The sequence below is a fragment of the Streptomyces platensis genome (genome assembly GCF_008704855.1).
GTDB lineage: Bacteria > Actinomycetota > Actinomycetes > Streptomycetales > Streptomycetaceae > Streptomyces > Streptomyces platensis.
Genome location: NZ_CP023691.1, coordinates 3671136 through 3691254, shown reverse-complemented (window position 1 = coordinate 3691254; position 20119 = coordinate 3671136). Strand labels below are relative to the sequence as shown.

Sequence of the window (20119 nt, the reverse complement as noted above, 5' to 3'; positions counted from 1 at the left end):
GCTGTGGCATGAGCAAGAGCACCACCGACGATCCCGGCCCCCTGCTGGGCGCCGCCGACATCCGCGAGCTGGCCGCCGCGCTGGGCGTCCGCCCCACCAAGCAGCGCGGCCAGAATTTCGTCATCGACGCCAACACCGTCCGCCGGATCGTCCGGACCGCCGAGGTCCGGCCCGACGATGTCGTGGTCGAGATCGGCCCGGGCCTCGGCTCGCTGACCCTGGGCCTGCTGGAGGCCGCCGACCGGGTCACCGCCGTCGAGATCGACGAGGTGCTGGCCGCCGCGCTGCCGGACACCGTCGCGGCCCGGATGCCCGACCGCGCCGACCGCTTCGCGCTGGTGCACCGTGACGCGATGCACGTCACCGAGCTGCCCGGCCCCGCGCCCACCGCGCTGGTCGCCAACCTCCCGTACAACGTCGCCGTGCCGGTGCTGCTGCACATGCTCGCGACGTTTCCCACCATCGACCGCACCCTGGTCATGGTGCAGTCCGAGGTCGCCGACCGGCTCGCCGCCCGCCCCGGCAACAAGGTCTACGGCGTGCCGTCGGTGAAGGCCAACTGGTACGCCGAGGTCAAGCGGGCCGGCGCCATCGGCCGCAACGTCTTCTGGCCCGCCCCCAACGTCGACTCCGGACTGGTCTCCCTCGTCCGCCGCGACCAGCCGATCGAGACCACGGCGAGCCGCGACGAGGTCTTCGCCGTCATCGACGCCGCCTTCGCCCAGCGCCGCAAAACCCTGCGCGCCGCACTGTCGGGCTGGGCCGGTTCGGCCGCGGCCGCGGAGGCCGCCCTGGTCGCCGCGGGCGTCTCGCCGCAGGCCCGCGGCGAGGCCCTGACCGTCGAGGAGTTCGCCCGCATCGCCGAACACAAGGGCCCGGGCGGCGCACCGGGCATCCGTCAGGCACGGGGCGAGCAAGCCTCAGGGGGCGAGCAGGCACCAGAGGGAAAGCAGGCACCAGGGGGAGAGCAGGCATGACGACCACCGCGATCACCGTCCGCGTACCGGCCAAGGTCAACGTCCAGCTGGCCGTCGGCGCCGCCCGCCCCGACGGCTTCCACGACCTGGCGAACGTCTTCCTCGCCGTCGGCCTCTACGACGAGGTCACCGCCACCCCCGCCGACACCCTCCGGATCACCGCCGAGGGCCACGACGTCGACCAGATCCCCCTGGACCGCACCAACCTGGCAGCCCGCGCCGCCGAACTCCTCGCCGCCCGCCACGGCATCGAGCCGAACGTCCACCTCCACATCACCAAGGACATCCCCGTCGCCGGCGGCATGGCCGGCGGCAGCGCGGACGCCGCGGGCGCCCTCCTGGCCTGCGACACCCTCTGGTCGACGGGCGCGTCGCGGGACGAACTCCTGGCCATCTGCGCCGAGTTGGGCAGCGATGTGCCCTTCAGCCTGGTGGGCGGGGCGGCCCTGGGCCGCGGCCGCGGCGAACTCCTGACGCCCCTCCCCGTAGGCGGCACCTTCCACTGGGTCTTCGCGGTCGCCGACGGCGGCCTCTCCACCCCGGCCGTCTACGGCGAGTTCGACCGGCTGACGGCGGGGACGGACGTGCCGGAGCCGGAGGCGGCCCCAGAGCTGCTGGCCGCCCTGGAGTCGGGCGACGCCACCGCCCTGGCCGGGGCCTTGGCCAACGACCTCCAGCCCGCGGCGCTGTCCCTGCGGCCCTCCCTGACCGCGACGTTGGCGGCCGGCACCGCCGCCGGGGCGCTGGCTGCGTTGGTCTCCGGCTCGGGGCCGACCACGGCGTTCCTGGTCAAGGACGCGGAGGCGGCCCAGCAGGTGGCCGCGGCACTCCTCGCATCGGGGACCTGCCGGCAGGTGCGGGTGGCGGAGTCGCCTGCGGTGGGGGCGACGGTTCTGTAGGGCGGGGACAGTTCTCAAAACCGTCTTGGCAGGGAAAGCCCCGGACTGCACGCAGCCCGGGGCAGGTTGGGGCCGGCAGCCTGTGTGCAGCCTGGTACCCCTGCCGTCCCGCTACGGCGGTGCGCTATCGGTCTGACGGCGGGGTGGGCGGTGCCGGCGGGAACGAGGCGGGTGCCTCTGGCTGCTGCTGGTAGGGGCCAGGCGGGTAGGCGCCCGGCGCCCCCGGCTGCTGCTGCTGATAGGCGCCGGGCTGGTAGGCGCCCGGCGCGCCGGCCTGTTGCTGGTAAGGACCGGGAGGCTGCGGCACAAAACCACCGGGGACGCCCGGCCCACCGGGGCCGCCATATCCGCCAATGCCACCCGGAGGCGGCCCATTACGGCGCTTCTTCTTCACGGTAACCATGACAACAACAAGCGCGATGACGGTGAGGAGGACGACCACACCGCCGACGGTGCTGATGATGGCGACCTTGTTGCCATGGAACTCGTATTCAGAGGCGGCTGCCGCATGCAGCGTGCGCGTGAAGTTCATCCTCGTCGTACCTCCCTTGCACCGGTGAGGCCCAGGCGTTTCCGCTGGGCCTCTGTTGGTGCGGCTGTGATAACCGGCACGGGCCGAGGTGCGCGGCCGGCTGTCGGTGAATTGGCTTGCCGGGCGGACTCAGACGCCAGGGAGGCCGGTGTCCTTGACGGCGGTGACGAAGGTCGCCCAGGCGGTGGCCGGGAAGACGATGGCCGGGCCGTGGGGGGCCTTGGAGTCGCGGACGGGGACGATGCCGGGGAGGTCGTCGGCGACCTCGACGCAGTTTCCGCCGTCGCCATTGCTGTAACTGCTCTTGCGCCAGACGGCCGTGCTCAAGTCAACGTGGCTGTTTGCCATTTCGATAGTCCTCAGCCGCTTCCTCGATCATGGCGAGGGACGCCTCCGGCGGCAACGCGACGGCCCTGAGCCGATCGTATGCCTTGCGGTACCTCTTCACGAGGGCCGGATCGTCGATCGTGTCGCCGCTGTACTGCGCTTCCGTGTAAACCAGTGGCGGGGCGTCGGGGAAAGTCATGATCATGACTGTGCTGGGCATCAGCGGATGTGGTCCGCAGTTCCACGGAAGGATCTGTGGAACGATCCGGCGGCTCCGTGACAGCTCTGCGAGGCGGTCAAGCTGGTCGGCCGCAGCCTCCGGCGGGAGGATGGGGTGGCGCAGCAATGACTCATGCAGGATCGCCCAGTACTCCGGGGTCCTGCGGTCGCTCCCTTCGAACAGGCAGGCACGTGCCATAGAGGCGTTGACCTTCTCGTCCACCTCTGCGTCGGACGCCAACGGATGCGCCGCCTGCACCACTGCACGTGTGTACGGCTCGGTCTGGAGCAAACCAGGGACGACGGTGGGGGACCACTCCTCAATGGTCTCCGCGTACTTCTCCGCCTCCAATACACGCTCGAAGTACTCGGCATGGCCGGTCCGCCGCGCCTTCCGCACGTCCTCGCAGCGCCGCTTGAAGAAGCCGTCCGTCTTCAGCACCTTGTCGACGTGCTCGGCCAGCTCCGCCGGCATCCGCCGTTCGCCGCGCTCGATTTCGCTGAGGTGGCTCGGGCCGTAGAAGCTGCCCTCGACCAGTTGTGAGAGCGTGAGCCCGGCCAGCTCCCGCTGGTAGCGCAGTTCCTTGCCGTAGAAGGTGGGGACTCCCGTCGAGCCGTCAATGTCCTTGCGTCGTACCACGGTTCACCGCCGTACGTGTAGCTGATTCACAGTCGTTGCGGACGAGCCCCGGCGGTCCCCACATTTCCACCACGTCACACCGCGCATTCCCCGGACCGCGGCCGGGAGCCCAAACCCCTTTCACGCTACGCCGCGCCACATCACTCTGTAATGGATTCGTAGCTATGTGTAGAGAAAGGCGGGCCCCATGGCCCTCGACCGCTCCCTCCCCGACGACGTGCACGACAGCGCCGAAGAGCTGCGTACCGCGCTGAAGGACCACGGCATCACGCTGCCGTCGCTCGGCGTCGACCTGCCCGGCTTCGCGGGCGTCTACGGCGTCTCGCTCGTCGCCCTTGGTAACTGCAACGCGGCCACCGCCCGCCGCCTCGCCGAGGTTCTCCGCAAGGCGGCCGCCCGTTGAAGGGAGTGCCTGGCCTCGTCCGAACAGTGTTGGGGAGGCTGCTGGGTTGGTTACTTCCGGGCCGTGGCGGCCATCGGGCGACCAGTAGTGCCGGTGCCCTCTCGCCCACTGCCTGGTTGTCGGAGGCCCCGGTGCGGCGGCGCCTCGTACGCGTCCGGCGGCTGCCGCCCGAACTGCTCCCGCTGTGCGGCGAGGACGGCCGCCTCGTCCGGCCGTACGTCCGCCCGGCGGAGGCGCAGAGGCACCCCGCGCCCGCGGATCAAGCCGCCCGGCGCCGGGAGCTGGAGGAGGCCGTACGGAGGCTCAACACCTGGTCGTCCGGTGGGGGCGGGCGCTGCTGAGGGGCCCAGGGGCGGGCCGGTGCTGAGGGGCCGCCGGGCACGGGCCAGGCGCTCCCGCGACGGCACCCCGTTCTCGAAGCTGGCGTGGTCAGCGCAGGTCCGTGGGATTGAGGTGGCTCAATCAAAAAGCCAGGCCGTGCCCGTTCCGGCCTGGGGCTTCGTCGCTCAACCACTGACGCAGCACGGCTGCCTTCCCTGACCGTCCCAGCAGGATGTACGCCCGCTCCCACACCACCGGATCCGCCAGGGGCAGTCCCCTCCAGGATCCGGTGACCCGTGTGGGCAACGGCACGATCTCGTCGGTGGACCGTAGAGCGAACCCCACCAGCAAGTCGATTGTGTGGTCCCCGCCGTCGATGACGAATCGCCGCCGCGTCGCGTACACCCGGTCGCCGCCGGTCCCGTCCGAGAACTGGAACCCATCTTCGCCCAGCGTCTCGCGCACCGCGTCCTCCGGGGAGTCAACAGTCAGATCCCAGTCATGAGCGATCTCGGCAAGCCCGAGCGCAACGAGCAAACCGGACCCGCCGAGCGCAGGTTCCATGCCGCGGGCCCGTAAGCTCCGGATAACACCCCTCAAAACGTGGGTGGTTGGTGTCTGCATGAGGGCACACTAGTTAGTGGCGCGGGCGCTGGCGACGGTCAGTGACAGCAACAGGGGGCTCGCTACCAAACGGGCGTGAGTAGTAGTGACGTGATCCAGAAGACTTGGTCCGGCAGCACGGTGAGGGCGTACTGGGGCGCTGTTCCACCGGTTTTCGGGCGCGGCACCGTCCAGGAGCTGTCCGGGCATTGGCATGGCGAACGGTGAAGCGGAAAGCCCGCTGCCCCGGTGTGGCCACGGGGACAGCGGGCTTCTTGGCGCAGTGCCGGCGGGACGGTTCCCGTCGGCTCGCCGGGTGGAGAGCGGTCAGCGGCTGTAGATGGGCATGATGGTCTCGCTGTCGTCGCACCACACCTCGTGGTACCCGTTCGCCTGGGCCTGCGGGAGTTCCTTCGCTTCGCACTCCGCCTTCGACGGGTACTTCAGGGCGCCGACGGGGACCCAGCCGTCGCCGGGCGGAGGAGCGGCGGAGGCGGTGGTGGCGGTCAGCGGAATGGCGACCGCTGCCGCACCGACAGCGAGGCCGACACCGAGACGGGTACGCCACGACTTCATGGTCATCTCCTTGCTTGTCATCACTGCTCTGAGCTGGTCCCGCTCAGAGGTCTTCTTGGCTCATGTCCACGGCTTGGCTCATGTCCACGGCGGTACCGGGGTGGTCAGCCGACGGGGCTGACGAAGGTGGCCGGGTGGGTGGTGCCGTCCTGGTGGAAGAGCGGGCACCAGCGCCGGTCGGACGCTTCCGCCTCCGGCGGGGCGGCCGTTTACGCGTGGGCGCTGATCACGCCGCCGCTGCTGAGCACGATGTAGATGCCGTTGGCGTTGAGGCCGACGTCGTGCCCCTTCGTCTCCAGCGTGGCGGCCACGCCGTCGTGGCCGATGATCTGCGCGCGGTAGCGCAGTTCGCCGACCTTCGTGACCTTGGCCGTCCAGCCGCCCGCGAGCTTGAAGGTGCCCGGTCCCTGGTGCCCGCCGCCCATCCAGGAGTGGACCTGGCCGTCCAGCGTGAGGGTGACGAACATGTCGTTGGCGTCGAGCCCGTCGTCGTGCCCCTTCGTCTCCAGCGTGGCCAGCACCGAACCACGGGCGACGATCTTGGCGCGGTAGTGCTGGTCACCGAGCTTGGTGATCTCGGCCGTGCTGATGCCGTCCGCCAGGCGCTGGGTGCGGACCGTGGATGCCGCCTTGCCATCGTTGGCGGCGTGCGCGCTGCCCGACTGCTTGGCGGCGACGCCCGCCTTGACCTCGGCCTTGGCACCGGTGCTCTGCAACCCGGACCAGCCCGAGGCGCTGGACTCGGCGGCGGCCGAGTTCGTGTGGCCCGCGGACTTCGCGTCGGCGGCGTTCGAGCCTGCGCAGGCGGTCAGAGTGAGGCCGGCGGCCGCGACCAGGGTCGCGGCGGCAACGCGCAGGGTACGGCGACGAGCGGCGCGGGCAGTGGTGCTGGAGCTCATTTCGGGGTCCCCCCAGGACAGTTGGTGACGTGGTCTCCTCGGTACGTCACCCACTCTGGCCGGGGTCACTAGCGCACGGCTGCCGCTCCGCTAACACCCGGCTAACAGGCTGATGAGCAGGGGAAGGGCGCCACGGAGAGCCCGAACAGCTAGGCCGGGCCGCCCAGTTGTGGAGCACGCAGCTGCTCGGCGGAACCAGTGTCACCCGACAGCCGAGACCATCGCCGGTGAGCCCGAAGAACCAGTCCCGGCCGCCCGGTGGGAAAGCACCCAGCTGCTCGCCGGAACCAGGGCCCCGACAGGTCGAGGCCCTCGCCACAGGAGTCCCGCCCCGCGACGGGGCGTTGCCGCGACAGCACCCCGCTCCCGCTACGGCCCGCTCCCGCTACGCCCCGGCCGTCGCCAGCACCCCCGCCACCATCCGCCCCGCCCGTACCGCGTGCTCGTCGGCCGTCGGGACGCAGCGGTCCGTCGCCGGGTCGTACGCGGTCATGATCACGCCTGCGTGGTCGGTCTCCGGCTCCTGGAGGGTCACCGCCCGGCCCGGCGTCCGCAGCGCCTCCGTGAGGTCGCGGGAGTACCGGGCGTCCACGACGGTGTCGCGGGTGCCGTGCACCAGGTGGACCGGGACGCCCGGGTCCCGGCCCGCGGTGAGATCGTCCAGCGGTGGGGTCCCGGTGGTCCGCGCCGACAGGTCGTAGCGGCCCGCCAGGCCCACCACCGCCGACGGCCGCCATTCGTCCGCGATCTCGGGGCGCAGTGCGACCCCGAGCGCGGCCCCGGCGCCCGCCGACCACCCGGCCAGGACGAGCGACTCCCCGTCGGCGCCCAGCCCACCCGCTTCCTTACGGGCGAAGGCCAGGGACTCCAGCAGATGTGACCGGCCGCCGTCCGGGGCGTCCGAGCGCCAGTCCGGTACCAGGACCAGCGCCCCGTGCGCCGCCGTCGCCCGCGCCAGCGGCTCCAGCACGTCCCGCTCGTCGGGGCCGATGCCGTGCCAGAGCAGCACGGTGGGCGTAGCGCCGGACGCCCCGACGGGACGGTGGACGTCCAGCCGCTTGCCGCTCGGGCCGTAGACCAGCCCGAGTACCGTCTCCACTGTCGTGCCCGCCATGCCCATGTCCGGTGCCATGGCGGCACGTTACAACGCGCATCATGCGTGAACTCACAGGGCGAGGGGAACGCGCGACTGCTCAGCCGTGAACGGCTCTTCGGATCCTGACCGGTGCGGACCGATGAAGGAACTTCCAGAAGTGAGCCGGGCTTTCCGCCGCAGGCCGCCCTCACTATCCGCCCTTACTATCCGCTGGCGCTATGGGCTGATTTGGCCGTGAAGGCATGCGGTATTTGATTATCGTCAAAACGAGGCGATATGCGGTATCGCGGCATGGTGTTGCCGTTGCGTTCTCAGGGTCGCTGGGCAGAGGCTTTGCTTTGGCTGGCGCATGCGGGCAGCATGTGACGCAAATCGTGGCGTCAACGGGGAAGAGCTACACGTGGCTGACAGTGAGTCATACGTCGATCATTCCGAACTGGTGAAACTGGCGAAGAGCTTTGAAGAGCGGTCCTACGACCTGGAGTCGACTCTCAAGAAGTTCGTCGCGGAAACCGGGGAAGAGGCCATCAGCGACGGCTTCGGCGTCCTGACCGAGTCCGAGGAGGTCACCTCGGCGTACATCGAGTACTCCAGAGACGTGGCCGGTGCCATGAAGTCCATCTATGCACACCTCGATGCCATCGGTGCAGGTTTGCGGCAGGTCACTACGAACACGGACACAAACGACCAGGGCGTCGGCGCGCTCTTCGGTCAGCACGGGGGTAAGTGATGAGTGGTGACGAGTCCGTCGCCGAGGAGATAGTCGAACTCGGAATCGAGATCGTCCACCCGGGTGGCCGGCCGGACGAGCTGAGGGAGGCCGCCAAGCAGTGGCGTCACCTGAAATCCGAGGTCGACCATATCTTCGGCGCCCTGGACAAGCAGGTCAACGCCACGGTCGGCCATGCCTGGCGGGGCCCGGCCGCCGAGGCTTTTCATAAGCACTGGAATGAGTGCAAAAAGGCCGCGGACCATGTGACCGAGCACTTCGATGAAGCCGCCGCGGGACTCGACAAGGCGGCGAAAGCCATTGAAGAGGTCAATAACGAAATCGAGGACATCTACCTAGAGATCGGGATCTCTGTCGGTGTCTCGATCGGAATGTCCTTCCTGACCCTCGGCGTCTCCGCCGCGGTCGGTACGGCCCGTATAGCGATGCTGGCCAAGAAGGCCTTGGACGCGGCCGGCATGCTGGGCCGGATGCTTCGGGCGGTCGCCAATGCGTACAAGGCGTTCAAGAGCATCAACACCTTCACGGCCACCGTCGCCAAAATGGTGTCGTCCTTCGCGCTGAACACCACCACCGGCACCGCCGGCGGCGTGGCCACCAGCCTCATCAGCGGCAAGGGCCCTGAGTGGAGGACCAACCTCATGGGCGGGATCGGGGGCGCGACCGTCGGCACCGGCGCGGGCGCCCTCGCCGGCCGGCTGGGTGCCGGCGATTTCGTCGCCGGTGCCGCCAGTGGCGCGGCCGGTGGTGTCGCCGGCGACGCCCTGGACTCCTGGCGCAAGGGCGAGGACCTCGACATGCGGCAGACCGCGATCACCGCCATCTCGGGCGGCGCGGCGGGCGGTGCCGGGGGCACCCTGCGCGGCTTCGACAAGGGCATGCGCGATATCGCGAACGACCTCAGGGGCACAGAAACCCCCGAGAGCCACGACATCGGCAGGGACACCGCATGGGGCACCACCGTCCCCATCGCCGGCGGTGTCGCGGCGAACGATGGCAAGGATGGTTGGGAAGACGTGGACAAGCACAACAAGGACGTTCAGTCGGGTGCCAAGCAGGGCGCCAAGAGCCACGATGAGTCGGCGACCGACGAGGTGCGGCATGTCTTCGGCTGACCCGGCCGCGACCGGTGCCGCGCCCGCCCTTCACCGGGTGGGCGCGGCGCCCCGGCGGGCCGGGACGTGGTTCGGCGCACTGGGACTGGCAGCCGCCGTGCCGGTGCTGCCGCTGTGGCTCTTCTGCTCGGATGCGGGGCTGCGCCGGACGGCGATCCTTGCCGCGCTGGGAGGCGCGCTGGTCTGTGTCGGCGGCATCGCCCTTTTCCAGCGCGCGGCAGGGGGACGGCGGCCGTACGCCGAGGTCGCGGTCGCCGAGTTCTCGCCGGCCACGGAAATGGGCGGGCCGGGAGCCACGGAGCCGGACGGACCGCCTTCGGTGCTGCCTTCACGCCGCGCCATGCAAGTGCGTTCCCTCACCTGGTACTTCGGGGTCTGCACCGTGCTGGTGACGCTTTTCGCCCTGGTGATGGGGGTGCCACAGCGTTCTGAGCGTATGCAGCGGATCGTCGACGCCGGGGCCGAGTTCGCGAACGTGCCGATCGAGAAGGTGAGCGGCGTCCGGCTCCACGATCCGAGCAAGGGCCACGACTACTACACCTCGACCGCGGTCGTCCGGCTCGCCCCGGAGACGGGCGGGGCGCCGGTGACGGCCACCGTCCACCCGGTGACGCCCGACCGTCCGCACGCGGGCGGCAAGGTCTCGGTGCTCTACGCCCCCACCCGTCCCGCCCTGGGCGCCATCGCGGGGGACGAGCACAGCCTCGGTGAGGTAGCCGCGGGCTCCACGATGACGACCGGCCGTGTCTGGCTCGTCGGCATCACCTGGGCCGCCGGAGTCGTCCTCTCTGTCATCGGTCTCTCCCTGCGCCATGGATTCCGTTCCTTCTCCCGGCTGGGCGGCGCCGGTATGGCCGTACGCGGAAAACTCCTGGGTGCCGGCCACTGGCAGCGGGACTCCCAGAAGGAGCAGTGCCTGAAAATCGTCACCGCGTCGTCCCGCACCGCGCACTTCCTGATCCCGGTCACGGAGGAGCAGGTCCCCGCATCCCTCAAGGGGCAGCAGCTGTGGCTGTGCTGGGAGGCCCCGGCCGACACCGAGGGCGGAGGGTCCGCCGCGGGCGGCACCGCGGCGGCGCTGGTGTCCGACGACGGCTGGGTGATGCACGGGAAGCTGAAGACCGACGACGCACGGATGATGGCGGCCGAGGGCGTCTCCGTCGGCAAGGCCGCGGCGGGCACTCGCGACCCACGTCCCCTGCGGCTCTGGGATCCGCACTCCGCGTGGCCGCTGTACCTGCCACCGTCCGCCATGGTGCTCGCGACGGTGCTCATCGGCTGCGTCGCGCTGCTGACCTTCGACATCACGGGAGTCTGGCGCTGGGGGGCCGGCCTGGCCGGAGCCGTCACCGGGCTGGCTCTCGCCTACACCGCGATGAAGGCCTCGTACCTGTCGAACGCCGGAGCCCCGGAAGAAGCGTCCTAGCTGCCCGCGAGGGCGAGCGACACCACCCAGGACAGGACCAGCAACCCCGGGGCGGCCAGGAGACAGCCCACCGCCCCGGCATGCCTGCTGCTCATGCCCACCACCGCCAGGAGAGCGGCCACGAAGGCGGCGCCGACCGGCAGGCCGCCGACGATCTGCTGGGTGCCCGCGGAGCAGATCATGCGGGCGTCCCCCTCGGAACAACTGTCGCTCGCCATCACCATCAGCGGGGCGAACAGCCCGGTCACCCCGGCGAACACCAGCACCAGCAGGCCGGCGACGATCCGGCCCACGTCGGAACCCGTCACCGACGGTGCCTCGTCGCGCACGGGAGGGACGCTCTGCGCCTGGTCGTTGATCATGCGGCCACGCTAGGTCCGGCACCAGCCCCTGCCATCAGTACGGCTACTCATCTCCCGGTACTCATTTCCCCGCACTTATCCACAGGTATTTATCTCCCAGCGGCTCTCCTCTCCACGCCGACTAGGCTGGGAAGGTCGATCGATCTGAAGCGCAGGTCGGAAGCGCAGGTCTGAAGTGCAGGAGTGAGATGGCCGTCAACCTCGTCAATCTGGAAGCCGTCGGCAAGGTGTACGGGACCCGTGCCCTGCTCGACGGTGTCTCGCTCGGCGTCAACGAGGGGGACCGGATCGGCGTCGTCGGGCGCAACGGGGACGGTAAGACCACCCTGATCCGGATCCTCGCCAAGCTGGAGGACGCGGACAACGGCCGGGTCACCCACAACGGCGGCCTGCGTCTCGGCGTCCTCACCCAGCACGACTCCCTCGACCCGGCCGCCACCATCCGGCACGAGGTCATCGGCGATCTCGCCGACCACGAGTGGGCCGGCAACGCCAAGATCCGCGACGTGCTCACCGGCCTCTTCGGCGATCTGCACCTGCCGGGCTTCACCCAGGGCCTGGACACGGTCATCGGCCCGCTCTCCGGCGGTGAGCGCCGCCGCATCGCGCTCGCCAAGCTGCTGATCGCCGAGCAGGACCTGATCGTCCTCGACGAGCCCACCAACCACCTCGACGTCGAGGGCATCTCCTGGCTGGCCCGCCACCTCCGGGCCCGCCGCTCCGCCCTCGTGGTCGTCACCCACGACCGCTGGTTCCTCGACCAGGTCTGTACGCGCATGTGGGACGTCCAGCGCGGCGACGTCCATGAGTACGAGGGCGGCTACAGCGACTACGTCTTCGCGCGCGCCGAGCGGGAGCGGATCGCCGCCACCGAAGAGGCCAAGCGGCAGAACCTGATGCGCAAGGAGCTGGCGTGGCTGCGGCGCGGCGCCCCGGCCCGTACGAGCAAGCCGCGGTTCCGCATCGAGGCCGCCAACGAGCTGATCGCCGACGTGCCGCCGCCCCGCGACAACGCCGAGCTGATGAAGTTCGCCAGCTCCCGCCTCGGCAAGACCGTCTTCGAGCTGGAGGACGTCAGCGTCCAGGCCGGCCCGAAGGTCCTCCTCAAGCACCTGACCTGGCAGCTGGGCCCCGGTGACCGGATCGGCCTGGTGGGCGTCAACGGCGCCGGCAAGACCTCGCTGCTGCGGGCGCTGGCCGAGGCGGCCCGTACGCAGGGCGACACGCAGCCGGTGGCCGGCCGGATCACCGTCGGCAAGACCGTCAAGCTGGCCTATCTCTCCCAGGAGGTCGGCGAACTCCCCCCGACGCTGCGGGTGCTGGAGGCCGTCCAGCAGGTGCGCGAGCGCGTCGACCTGGGCAAGGGCCGGGAGATGACCGCAGGCCAGCTCTGCGAGAAGTTCGGCTTCACCAAGGAGAAGCAGTGGACCCCGGTCGGCGACCTCTCCGGTGGTGAACGCCGCCGCCTCCAGATCCTGCGCCTCCTGATGGACGAGCCCAACGTCCTCTTCCTCGACGAGCCCACCAACGACCTCGACATCGAGACCCTGACCCAGCTGGAGGACGTCCTTGACAGCTGGCCGGGCTCCCTCATCGTCATCAGCCACGACCGCTACTTCATCGAGCGCACCACCGACCGCGTCCACGCCCTCCTCGGCGACGCCACGCTCCGGATGCTCCCGCGCGGCCTGGACGAGTACCTCGAACGCCGCCAACAGGTCATCGACGCCGCCACCCCGGCCCCCGCGCAGCAGACCGCAGCGGCCCCCAAGAAGGCGGCCGCGGTCAACCGCGCCGCCCAGAAGGAACTCCAGAAGATCGAGCGCCAGTTGGACAAGATCGGCGACAAGGAGACCAAGCTCCACGCCCAGATCGCCGACAACGCGACGGACTTCGAGAAGGTCGCGGGCCTCGATGCCCAGCTCCGGGAGCTGAGCGCGGAGAAGGATGAGCTGGAGATGCGGTGGCTGGAGTTGGCGGAGGAGGCGTAGGAGAGGGCGCACCGCACGCCTCCGTGGTGCCTGCTTCGCTGTGGTCGGCGTCCGGTACCCGGGCAGGCAATCAACCTGGTGCCGACAGGGTTGTCGAACACCCGTGGCTCGCGGGGCGAACGGCAATACCGAGCCGCGTGATGCTTGGGGTTGCCCCTTCCCTCATCGCGATTACACCTCAATTTTCTGGAAGTCGATGGGCACGGGATCGCTGGAGGCCACAAAAATCGGGCATGACCCACGATTTTCTAGTCTGCCATCAGGGGCCTGTTGGACTTCAGTCTTGTCGATGCGTCAATCTATGACTTGATTATCTTCAGGGTGCGAAACGATGGATTCCACCCCTGCCGCATCCAGGGCTTCTTTGAGCATGGCAATCTCTACCTCGGTTCCCTCCCTCCCGTTTTCCCGAAACTTTTCGGCTGCCGCTTTGGTCTCGCCGATGGAACCGCCATCCAAGCGTCGGATTGCTTTTAGTAGCGCCGCTCCCGACCCATCGCCGGAGAGTGAAATGCGAGAGGGTGCATTTGATGCAAGAATCGCCTCGCGAATGTATGGGGGGAGGGGTGCGGGTCCGCCTGTGTGCTGAGCATCACCACACGAACTGCATGTGCATTCTAGGTCCCATCTGTGCCGGTTGTAAATAAGCGCTTCAGTTGCCGTGCAAGTCAGCGCCGAGCCGCATTTCTCGCAGATCGACTTCAGTGTCCCGGATTGGAAGATCATTCCCAGCCCCTCATTCTCATATAGCGGTGCACGGTTTCATAGAATTGGCGCGAGGTGCCCGACCCATCCCTCGGGTGATGCCTATCAAAGTTACCCCTCCGCCACCATCGATGGTGAAGTTCTTCGTGGACCATCGTATCCCGCAACTGGTGTCGAGAAACGAATGAGCTCGGACCTATGTGGATCCCCTGTTCGATTTTTGATATTCCGTGACCAGCCCATGGGCTGTACTGAGGTTTATGGGTGAATTGTAAATGCTGGAAGTCTTCCTTGAGTATTGCTTCGATTGCTCTATTTCGGCTTCTCGCGGTACTTCCGGTGACATCGCTGAGAGTGCTAACGAACTGATTGCCTCCCCCTCCCTTTCCTTCTGGCGGTATCGATGCGTCGCACGAGAATAGCCCCAGGGGGTCCGCCTGTGTCAGGGGATTTCGAGTGTATGAGTTTGGATTTGGTGACGGGGTTAGCCCCAAGGGGTCCGGGGAGAGGTAGCGTCCTGTTGGTCCATCGTAGTATCGATGATAGTTGTAATTAAGCTCTGTCTCGGGGTCAAAGTACTGACCGAAATAACGCAGTGGTGTATAGGCGGTAGCGCTGCTGTTCCAGGTGGTCGTGCCCCATAGGGTGGCCCGAGAGTGCCAGGAGGTATATCCTTTCTCGTCGTACATCCCAAACGGGGCCCCGACGAGATCAGTGGCTAGGTAGAAGAATCGTTGGTCGACAGTCGGGTGAGGGGTGTCTGACGGATGAATAACCTCGATTTTTCGCTCCGCTTGAGTGAGGGGCGCAAATCCCTCATATTCCCAAGTAAGGGTGACAGCTTCGTGGGAGCCGAGTGTGTATGAGGTTTGTTCGGTTAGGGCTGGGCCATCCCAGGTGAATTCAATTTTCTCTGAGGCTCCTCGAATTTCGGAGGTGAGGCGTTGTTTGGCGATGCGGCGGCCGAACGGGTCATAGAGGTATCGCCAGGCGGTGCCGTCAGGTGTGACGACGGAGGTCAGACGGTCTTCCGCGTTCCAGGTGTAGTGCCAGGTGTCGGGCTTGCGGGAGACACGCGTTTTCTGGCGGAGGGTGACGCGGCCGAGGGCGTCGTGTTCGTAGCGGATGCGGCCGGCTTTGGTGATGCGGGTGCCGGTGTAGGTCCGGTCGCCTCGGGCTGAAGGGCTGGTGTGGCGGTCGGGCCAATTGGCGTGCGTTTGGTTGCCGGCTTCGTCGTAGGCGTAGGTCTCGGTCCAGTCGGCGGCGTGGACGGCGGTGACGCGGCCGGCGCGGTCGAGGTCGAAGGTGCGACGGCCGGTGTGTGAGTCCTCGATGGCCGTGAGGTGGCCGTCGGGGCGGTAGGTGTAGCCGCGGTGGAGGACTCGTTGCGCCTCGGCGGCGGCAGGGTTCTGGGGGCGGTCCGTGCTGGTGGGGGACTGAAGCGTGCCGGTCGCCGCTGTGGTGAGTGACTGGCTGGTGAGACGGCCGGTGGGATCCCAGGTGTGGGCGAGCTGGAGATGGTCGCCGATGGTGCGGGTGCGTTCCTGGCCGGCGGCGTCGTGTTCGAAGGTGAGGACGTGGCCGGCGATGTCCATGGCGGTGCGGTTGCCCGCCGCGTCGTAGGTGTAGGTCGTGGCGTGGCCGGTAGGGGTCGTGCGGGAGGTGCGGCGGCCCAGGGCGTCGTAGGTGAACGTCATGGTGCGGCCGTTGACGGTTTCTGCGGTGACGCGGCCGAGGATGTCGCGGGTGTAGGTGACGGTGGCGTCGGGGTTGGCCGCCTGCCGGAGGCTTCCGCCGGTGTCGTGCTCGTAGGTGGTGATCAGGCCCGCGGCGTTTTTCTCGGTGATGCGGCCGAGGGTGTCGCGGCTGTAGGTGGTGATCTCGCCGAGAGTGTTGGTGCGGGTGGCGAGTTGGCCCGCGGCGTCGTGGGTGTAGGCGAGGACGCGTTCGTCGAAGTCGGTCTCGGATAGCAGGCGGCCGGCGCCGTCGTAGGCGTAGTTCCAGGTCAGGCCTTGGGGGTTGGTGACCTGGGTGAGGCGGAGTTCGGTGTCGTGGGCGAACTCGTGGCGGACGCCGTCGGGGTCGGTGCGGGCCGTGAGCAGGTCGAAGTGGGTGTACTCGAAGCGGGTGGTCTGGCCGATGGCATCGGTGTGGGTGAGGCGGTTGCCTTCGCCGTCGTAGGTCCATTCCTCGGTGGCGCCGGTGGCGTCGATGCGGGCCGCCAGTTTGCCTTCGACGGTCCACACCATGTGCGTCGTCTCGCCGAGAGGGTCGGTGACGGAGGTGGTGCGGCCGAAGGCGTCGCGGCGGTAGTGGGTCACCGCGCCGAGGGGGTCGGTGACCGAGATCGGCAGGCCGGCTTTGTCGCAGTAGAGGTGGGTGGTGTTGCCGAGGGCGTCGGTGACCGAGGAGACGTGGCCGCGGGCGTCGTGGGTGTAGGTGGTGGTGGCGCCGGTGGGGTCTGTCGTGGAGGTGCGGTTGCCGGCCGGGTTGTACGTGTGGGTCCAGGTGGTGCCGTCCGGACCGGTGGTGCTGAGGGGTAGGCCGTCGTCGTTGTAGGTGCTGGTGGAGGTGGAGCCGTCGGGGAGGGTGACGGTCACCGGGCGGCCCTCATCGTCGTAGCCGATGTGGGTGGTGCGACCCAGCGGGTCGGTGGTCGACAGGACGCGGTGCTTGGCGTCCCGGACTGTGCGAGTGGTGGCGCCCGTGGGGTCAGTGGTTGCGACGATTTGGTGGCGGTCGTTGACCTGGTAGGTCGTGAGCTGGCCGAGGGAATTGTGGTGCAGGTTGGTGCGCAGGCCGGTGACGGGGTCGGGGGCGCCCCAGGAGAAGGCGCCGCGCAGGTGCCCTGCGATGCCGCCCTGTGAAACGCAGCGGTCCTGGTCGTCGTAGACGTAGGTGTAGCTGCTGTCGTTGGTGTCGGTCCAGGACGTGATGCGGCCGTGGTCGTCGTAGGCGAAGCGGAGGGGGAGACCGGAGGAGTTGGTGGTGCTGGTGAGGTTGCCCCGCTCGTCGTAGCCGTAGGTGACCAGGAGTTGGTCAGAGCCGTCGGGGGCCGCGCCCGCCAGGTGGAGGGCGGTGATGCGGCCCTCGTCGGTGGTGAGCAGGAGGCGGTAGCCGGCGCTGTGGGTGATGGCGGTGGGGGTGCCGTCTTCGGTGTAGTCGAAGGTGTGGTGGTTGCCGCGCCGGTCGGATATCTCGTCGAGGACGGCGAGGTTTTCGGTGTAGGTGGTGAAGTAGCGACGGGTGCCGGTTGCCGGGTCGGTGAGGAGGTAATCGCCGTCCGGGGTGAGTTCGAGCGGGGCGCCGTCGCCTTCGGCGGGCATGGTGGGGACGCCTACGGCGGGGTGGGGGTAGAGGAGGAAGTTGCCCTCTTCGCCGATGAGGATGACGCCCTCGGCATCGATCTCCAGGCGCTGGTCGACGGTGGACATCCAAGTCGGGCCGAACCATCGGCCTTGGCGGTAGGACGACTCAAAGGTGCGGGTGAAGGACAGGGGGAGGCTGCCGGGGAGGGTGATGTCCGTCTGCGGCAGGATCATGCGGCCGGTGGCCATGTCGATGGGGTCGCTGCCGAAGGTCTTGCACCAGGCGGTGCGCAGCCGGTCCATGACGGTGCGCTTGCCGCCCTCCCTGGCTGCCGTTCGCGCTGCGCCCTTGGCCACGTTCTTCATGCCGGCCTTCGCCGCGCCCTTGGCCAGTCCGCCCGCGCCCTTGCCACCGATCGCGTTGACGACCATCGCAGTGCCGGCGTCGAACGGGTCGCTGCCCCAGCCGGAGCCGAGCATGCCCTTCGCGGTGTCGATGGGGTGGAGCGGGGCCTGGGCAAGGCCCATGAGAGTGGTGGAGGCGTTCGAGAGGTACTGCCAGGGGTGGGTGATGTTGTAGGGGTCCAGTGGGTTGACCGACCGGGCCAGCTTGAGCGTCCCGGCTGCGGCCTTGAGGGCACCGCCGGCCATATGCACTTGCGACAGGACGAGTGCTTCTCCGCCGTCGTTGAGCGCCGCGCCCGCCAGCTGCGTCAGCGCGGGCTTGTCAGGAGCATGGGCCAGCGCACGCTTGATGGCGATACGGGCCCGTCCCGCAGCCTCGTTGCGCTGGGTGCGGGCGCTCTTGAGCATGTCCTGGGCCGCCTCGCGGCCCTCGGCGCCGGGGTCTTTGAACGCGACCGGCTTCTGCGGCTGGGCGCCCGGGTCCTGGCCCCGGTTGACGGCAGCGTTGTACGAGTCGACCTGCGCGTTGAACTTGTCGACCTTGGTCTTGTAGGCCTCGATGGACCGTCGGGTGGTCTCCAGCGCCTTGTCGTACTTGTCGATCGCGTCGAGGGCCTTGCCCTGGGCCCAGGACACCGTCTCCGCATAGGACTTCAGCGCCTTTGAGGCGTCGTCGCAGGCGTCGGCGGCGTACATCCACTGCTTGGGATGCATATCGAACGCCTCGCGGAACGCGTCCGCAGCCTTGCCGCTCCAGTGCTGGCCCGAGCCGATCTTGCGCATCCCGTCGGCGACGCGGTCGAAGGCCGACGAGAAGTCCTTGAGGTGGGATGCCGTCTCGTTGATCTTCTCCACGTCGCCGTGGATGAGTTCCTTGGGGTCTTTCGTCTCGCCCAGCTGACGTTCGTCGACGTGGGCGCCCAGGGCACCGGCCACGTCGGCGCCGGCTGAGCGTACAGCGTGCCCGGCGTCGTCGAGACCGGCAGCCTCCAGGGCGTCACCGGTCAGGTCGGCGCCGTGCTCGATCACCTCACCGGCACCGCGCTCGATTGCCCCCGTTATCTTGCTCGCGCCTTCACCTACGGCGTTGACGGCATCCCCGACCCAGGTCACTTGCTGCTACCCCCCTGGCCCTGCCCACCCTTCGGCTCGTAAATCTTCGTCTCGACTTCGGAGGGGTCCTCGCCGCCGTGCATGAGCCGGTCGGGAGCGGAGGTCACGTCGTGGCCGAACTGCTGGGCGCCCTCTGCCACCTCTCGCTGGGCCTCCCTCGACGCCTTCGATGTCGGATCGAAGTCCGCGTTCGCGACCTGGGAGATGGGGTTGTCGGCGAAGATGTTGCCCCACGAGGTGTCGTGCAACTTCTCCGCGGTCTTGGACGGGTCGCCCATAGACGCGTTCACCGTCTGCTTCAGCGCGTCCGAGACGTACTGCTCCTGCTCGTAATACATACCGGCGGTAATTCCGAGCTTCTTGGAGAATTCGTTGGCGTCCTGCATCAACGTGCGCACGCCCCAGCCCCAGCGGTCACAGAAGGAGTCGAGCACAGCGGCCAGGCCGTCGTCGCCGCATTCCATGTTGTCCAGGGACAAGCGGTCGAATCCGCGCCCCTGTTGGGCCTCCATATCAAAGCCCAGCTCTTTGAGTTCGGCCGTTGCGGCCTTGATGCCCTTGGTGAGCCGTTCAAAAGCCTCGGGCTCGAGCTGGTAACCCTTTCCATCGAGCAGGCCCATCTATTCTTCCCCCTTGTGTGCTACGTCCGGACTGCCGCCCGTTGATATGTCCACCGCTGCGCTGTCCGGAACGATTCCGGCCACTGGTGGGAAGAGCGCACCCTGCTCGCCGCCCACGTCCAGAGCCACGCCCGTCGGGCCCTCGCAGGCAGGAATCAGCACGTCAAGGACTCGTGCGCCGGACGCGGTCACATACCGCCACTCCGTTCCGGGCTCGCTGCCGCGGGAGAGGGCGAAGCGGGACAGGGCCTCTTCGTCGGTGAACACGTACAGCCAGCGGATGCCGTCCAACTCCGTGGACATGAGCGTGTCGTTGATCGTTGGGATCAAGACGTGTGTGCGGCGGAATTCCCCCACCAAGGCGGCTGGATCTGGTCGTCCTGCATGAACTGCCGCGATCTCGTTGGCCAATGACATAGCGGGCCCGACCCCTCCCCCGATGCTCCGTTCAACTGTCGAACTAACCTTCGCATACGGCACTGACAACGCCGTAGGTGACACTCGCAGTGAAAACCGACCGATCGTTCCTTTTGAATTCAACGATGCTGGCGAGGTGCGAAGTTCGGGTCGGTGCGGCGGAGGAAGTGTCCGGCGCCTGGTCGTCTTTGCTCGCCGTCGGAACGGCGCAGTGGTGCGTGCCGTCGCTCAACTCTTTGGCCGTGCTGTCTCGTTAGGTCGGAGAGAGGCGTCCGGGTGGCGTACGAAGTCTCCGGTGGGTGCCCGCGCGCCGCCCAACAGCAGTGCCCTGTATGCGCACTTCCCGTGCATACGGCGACGTCACACCCCCAAACCCGTCGCCGCACCCAACCGAAAGCACCCCAACCGGCCCCGAATGGCCGGGATTCCAGCATT

Annotated in this window: 20 protein-coding genes; 8 read left to right on the top strand and 12 right to left on the bottom strand. The window is 68.3% G+C overall.

What is annotated here, in order from left to right:
- Window positions 1-8 precede the first annotated feature (8 nt).
- Window positions 9-977 carry a 16S rRNA (adenine(1518)-N(6)/adenine(1519)-N(6))-dimethyltransferase RsmA gene (gene rsmA / locus CP981_RS16070; RefSeq protein ID WP_085926463.1) on the top strand — a complete coding sequence of 323 codons (969 nt, stop codon included), beginning with the start codon at window positions 9-11 and terminating at the stop codon, window positions 975-977.
- Window positions 974-1876: a 4-(cytidine 5'-diphospho)-2-C-methyl-D-erythritol kinase gene (locus CP981_RS16065; RefSeq protein WP_085926462.1), complete on the top strand. Its 903-nt coding sequence runs from the start codon at window positions 974-976 to the stop codon at window positions 1874-1876. Before rsmA ends, CP981_RS16065 begins: the two co-directional genes overlap by 4 nt.
- Before the next feature lie 124 nt (window positions 1877-2000).
- Here CP981_RS16065 and CP981_RS16060 read toward each other — a convergent pair whose 3' ends face one another.
- The 3 genes from CP981_RS16060 to CP981_RS16050 form a co-directional block, all read right to left on the bottom strand.
- Window positions 2001-2408, bottom strand: coding sequence for a hypothetical protein (locus CP981_RS16060; protein ID WP_208852942.1), 408 nt, complete (start codon window positions 2406-2408; stop codon window positions 2001-2003).
- A gap of 129 nt (window positions 2409-2537) precedes the next feature.
- On the bottom strand, window positions 2538-2756 hold the full coding sequence (locus CP981_RS16055) for a DUF397 domain-containing protein (RefSeq protein ID WP_085926461.1): 219 nt from the start codon (window positions 2754-2756) through the stop codon (window positions 2538-2540).
- Complete coding sequence (locus CP981_RS16050) at window positions 2737-3594, bottom strand: helix-turn-helix domain-containing protein (protein ID WP_085926460.1); 858 nt, start codon at window positions 3592-3594, stop codon at window positions 2737-2739. The genes CP981_RS16055 and CP981_RS16050 overlap by 20 nt, the downstream gene beginning before the upstream one ends.
- Window positions 3595-3781: 187 nt before the next feature.
- On the opposite strand from CP981_RS16050, the gene CP981_RS16045 reads away from it, so the two are divergent.
- Window positions 3782-3997: a hypothetical protein gene (locus CP981_RS16045; RefSeq protein ID WP_085926459.1), complete on the top strand. Its 216-nt coding sequence runs from the start codon at window positions 3782-3784 to the stop codon at window positions 3995-3997.
- A 116-nt stretch (window positions 3998-4113) separates the two neighbouring features.
- A complete protein-coding gene (locus CP981_RS16040) occupies window positions 4114-4338 on the top strand; it encodes a hypothetical protein (RefSeq protein ID WP_143658970.1) in 225 nt (74 codons plus the stop codon).
- Between the two features lie 121 nt (window positions 4339-4459).
- Here CP981_RS16040 and CP981_RS16035 read toward each other — a convergent pair whose 3' ends face one another.
- The 4 genes from CP981_RS16035 to CP981_RS16020 all read right to left on the bottom strand — a co-directional run bounded on the left by CP981_RS16035 (window position 4460) and on the right by CP981_RS16020 (window position 7528).
- On the bottom strand, window positions 4460-4882 hold the full coding sequence (locus CP981_RS16035) for a hypothetical protein (protein WP_085926457.1): 423 nt from the start codon (window positions 4880-4882) through the stop codon (window positions 4460-4462).
- 366 nt (window positions 4883-5248) lie between these two features.
- Entirely contained in the window at window positions 5249-5497 is a 249-nt protein-coding gene (locus CP981_RS16030; RefSeq protein ID WP_085926496.1) for a hypothetical protein, read from the bottom strand.
- 209 nt (window positions 5498-5706) lie between these two features.
- On the bottom strand, window positions 5707-6396 hold the full coding sequence (locus CP981_RS16025) for a hypothetical protein (protein ID WP_208852941.1): 690 nt from the start codon (window positions 6394-6396) through the stop codon (window positions 5707-5709).
- Window positions 6397-6781: 385 nt separating this feature from the next.
- Window positions 6782-7528, bottom strand: coding sequence for an alpha/beta hydrolase (locus tag CP981_RS16020; protein WP_085926456.1), 747 nt, complete (start codon window positions 7526-7528; stop codon window positions 6782-6784).
- A gap of 364 nt (window positions 7529-7892) precedes the next feature.
- Here CP981_RS16020 and CP981_RS16015 point away from each other — a divergent pair, with 364 nt between their 5' ends.
- From CP981_RS16015 to CP981_RS16005, 3 genes are read left to right on the top strand one after another with little or no spacing between them, the layout of a single operon-like run.
- Entirely contained in the window at window positions 7893-8222 is a 330-nt protein-coding gene (locus CP981_RS16015; protein ID WP_085926455.1) for a hypothetical protein, read from the top strand.
- Window positions 8222-9337: a WXG100 family type VII secretion target gene (locus tag CP981_RS16010; protein WP_085926454.1), complete on the top strand. Its 1116-nt coding sequence runs from the start codon at window positions 8222-8224 to the stop codon at window positions 9335-9337. The genes CP981_RS16015 and CP981_RS16010 overlap by 1 nt, the downstream gene beginning before the upstream one ends.
- A complete protein-coding gene (locus CP981_RS16005; RefSeq protein ID WP_085926453.1) occupies window positions 9324-10763 on the top strand; it encodes a hypothetical protein in 1440 nt (479 codons plus the stop codon). The genes CP981_RS16010 and CP981_RS16005 overlap by 14 nt, the downstream gene beginning before the upstream one ends.
- Here the strand turns inward: CP981_RS16005 and CP981_RS16000 are convergent.
- Window positions 10760-11125 (bottom strand): hypothetical protein, encoded by a 366-nt coding sequence (locus CP981_RS16000; RefSeq protein ID WP_085926452.1) that lies wholly within the window; start codon window positions 11123-11125, stop codon window positions 10760-10762. The genes CP981_RS16005 and CP981_RS16000 overlap by 4 nt on opposite strands.
- A 188-nt stretch (window positions 11126-11313) precedes the next feature.
- Between CP981_RS16000 and CP981_RS15995 the strand changes: the two genes are divergently transcribed.
- Window positions 11314-13116 (top strand): ABC-F family ATP-binding cassette domain-containing protein, encoded by a 1803-nt coding sequence (locus tag CP981_RS15995; RefSeq protein WP_085926451.1) that lies wholly within the window; start codon window positions 11314-11316, stop codon window positions 13114-13116.
- Between the two features lie 294 nt (window positions 13117-13410).
- Here CP981_RS15995 and CP981_RS37725 read toward each other — a convergent pair whose 3' ends face one another.
- The 4 genes from CP981_RS37725 to CP981_RS15980 form a co-directional block, all read right to left on the bottom strand.
- Window positions 13411-13575, bottom strand: coding sequence for a hypothetical protein (locus CP981_RS37725; protein ID WP_158092669.1), 165 nt, complete (start codon window positions 13573-13575; stop codon window positions 13411-13413).
- Window positions 13576-13838: 263 nt separating this feature from the next.
- Window positions 13839-18647, bottom strand: coding sequence for a putative T7SS-secreted protein (locus CP981_RS39160; protein ID WP_085926450.1), 4809 nt, complete (start codon window positions 18645-18647; stop codon window positions 13839-13841).
- Window positions 18644-19267, bottom strand: a complete 624-nt coding sequence (locus CP981_RS15985; protein WP_085926449.1) for a hypothetical protein — start codon at window positions 19265-19267, stop codon at window positions 18644-18646. Before CP981_RS15985 ends, CP981_RS39160 begins: the two co-directional genes overlap by 4 nt.
- Entirely contained in the window at window positions 19268-19684 is a 417-nt protein-coding gene (locus CP981_RS15980; RefSeq protein ID WP_085926448.1) for an SseB family protein, read from the bottom strand.
- Window positions 19685-20119: the final 435 nt, after the last annotated feature.

Bases quoted from the DNA above. Each gene is read 5' to 3' on its own strand.
- rsmA (WP_085926463.1), top strand. From the start codon at position 9: ATGAGCAAGAGCACCACCGACGATCCCGGCCCCCTGCTGGGCGCCGCC.
- CP981_RS16065 (WP_085926462.1), top strand. From the start codon at position 974: ATGACGACCACCGCGATCACCGTCCGCGTACCGGCCAAGGTCAACGTC.
- CP981_RS16060 (WP_208852942.1), bottom strand. From the start codon at position 2,408: ATGAACTTCACGCGCACGCTGCATGCGGCAGCCGCCTCTGAATACGAG.
- CP981_RS16055 (WP_085926461.1), bottom strand. From the start codon at position 2,756: ATGGCAAACAGCCACGTTGACTTGAGCACGGCCGTCTGGCGCAAGAGC.
- CP981_RS16045 (WP_085926459.1), top strand. From the start codon at position 3,782: ATGGCCCTCGACCGCTCCCTCCCCGACGACGTGCACGACAGCGCCGAA.
- CP981_RS16035 (WP_085926457.1), bottom strand. From the start codon at position 4,882: ATGGAACCTGCGCTCGGCGGGTCCGGTTTGCTCGTTGCGCTCGGGCTT.
- CP981_RS16030 (WP_085926496.1), bottom strand. From the start codon at position 5,497: ATGAAGTCGTGGCGTACCCGTCTCGGTGTCGGCCTCGCTGTCGGTGCG.
- CP981_RS16025 (WP_208852941.1), bottom strand. From the start codon at position 6,396: ATGAGCTCCAGCACCACTGCCCGCGCCGCTCGTCGCCGTACCCTGCGC.
- CP981_RS16020 (WP_085926456.1), bottom strand. From the start codon at position 7,528: ATGGCACCGGACATGGGCATGGCGGGCACGACAGTGGAGACGGTACTC.
- CP981_RS16010 (WP_085926454.1), top strand. From the start codon at position 8,222: ATGAGTGGTGACGAGTCCGTCGCCGAGGAGATAGTCGAACTCGGAATC.
- CP981_RS16005 (WP_085926453.1), top strand. From the start codon at position 9,324: ATGTCTTCGGCTGACCCGGCCGCGACCGGTGCCGCGCCCGCCCTTCAC.
- CP981_RS16000 (WP_085926452.1), bottom strand. From the start codon at position 11,125: ATGATCAACGACCAGGCGCAGAGCGTCCCTCCCGTGCGCGACGAGGCA.
- CP981_RS15995 (WP_085926451.1), top strand. From the start codon at position 11,314: ATGGCCGTCAACCTCGTCAATCTGGAAGCCGTCGGCAAGGTGTACGGG.
- CP981_RS15985 (WP_085926449.1), bottom strand. From the start codon at position 19,267: ATGGGCCTGCTCGATGGAAAGGGTTACCAGCTCGAGCCCGAGGCTTTT.
- CP981_RS15980 (WP_085926448.1), bottom strand. From the start codon at position 19,684: ATGTCATTGGCCAACGAGATCGCGGCAGTTCATGCAGGACGACCAGAT.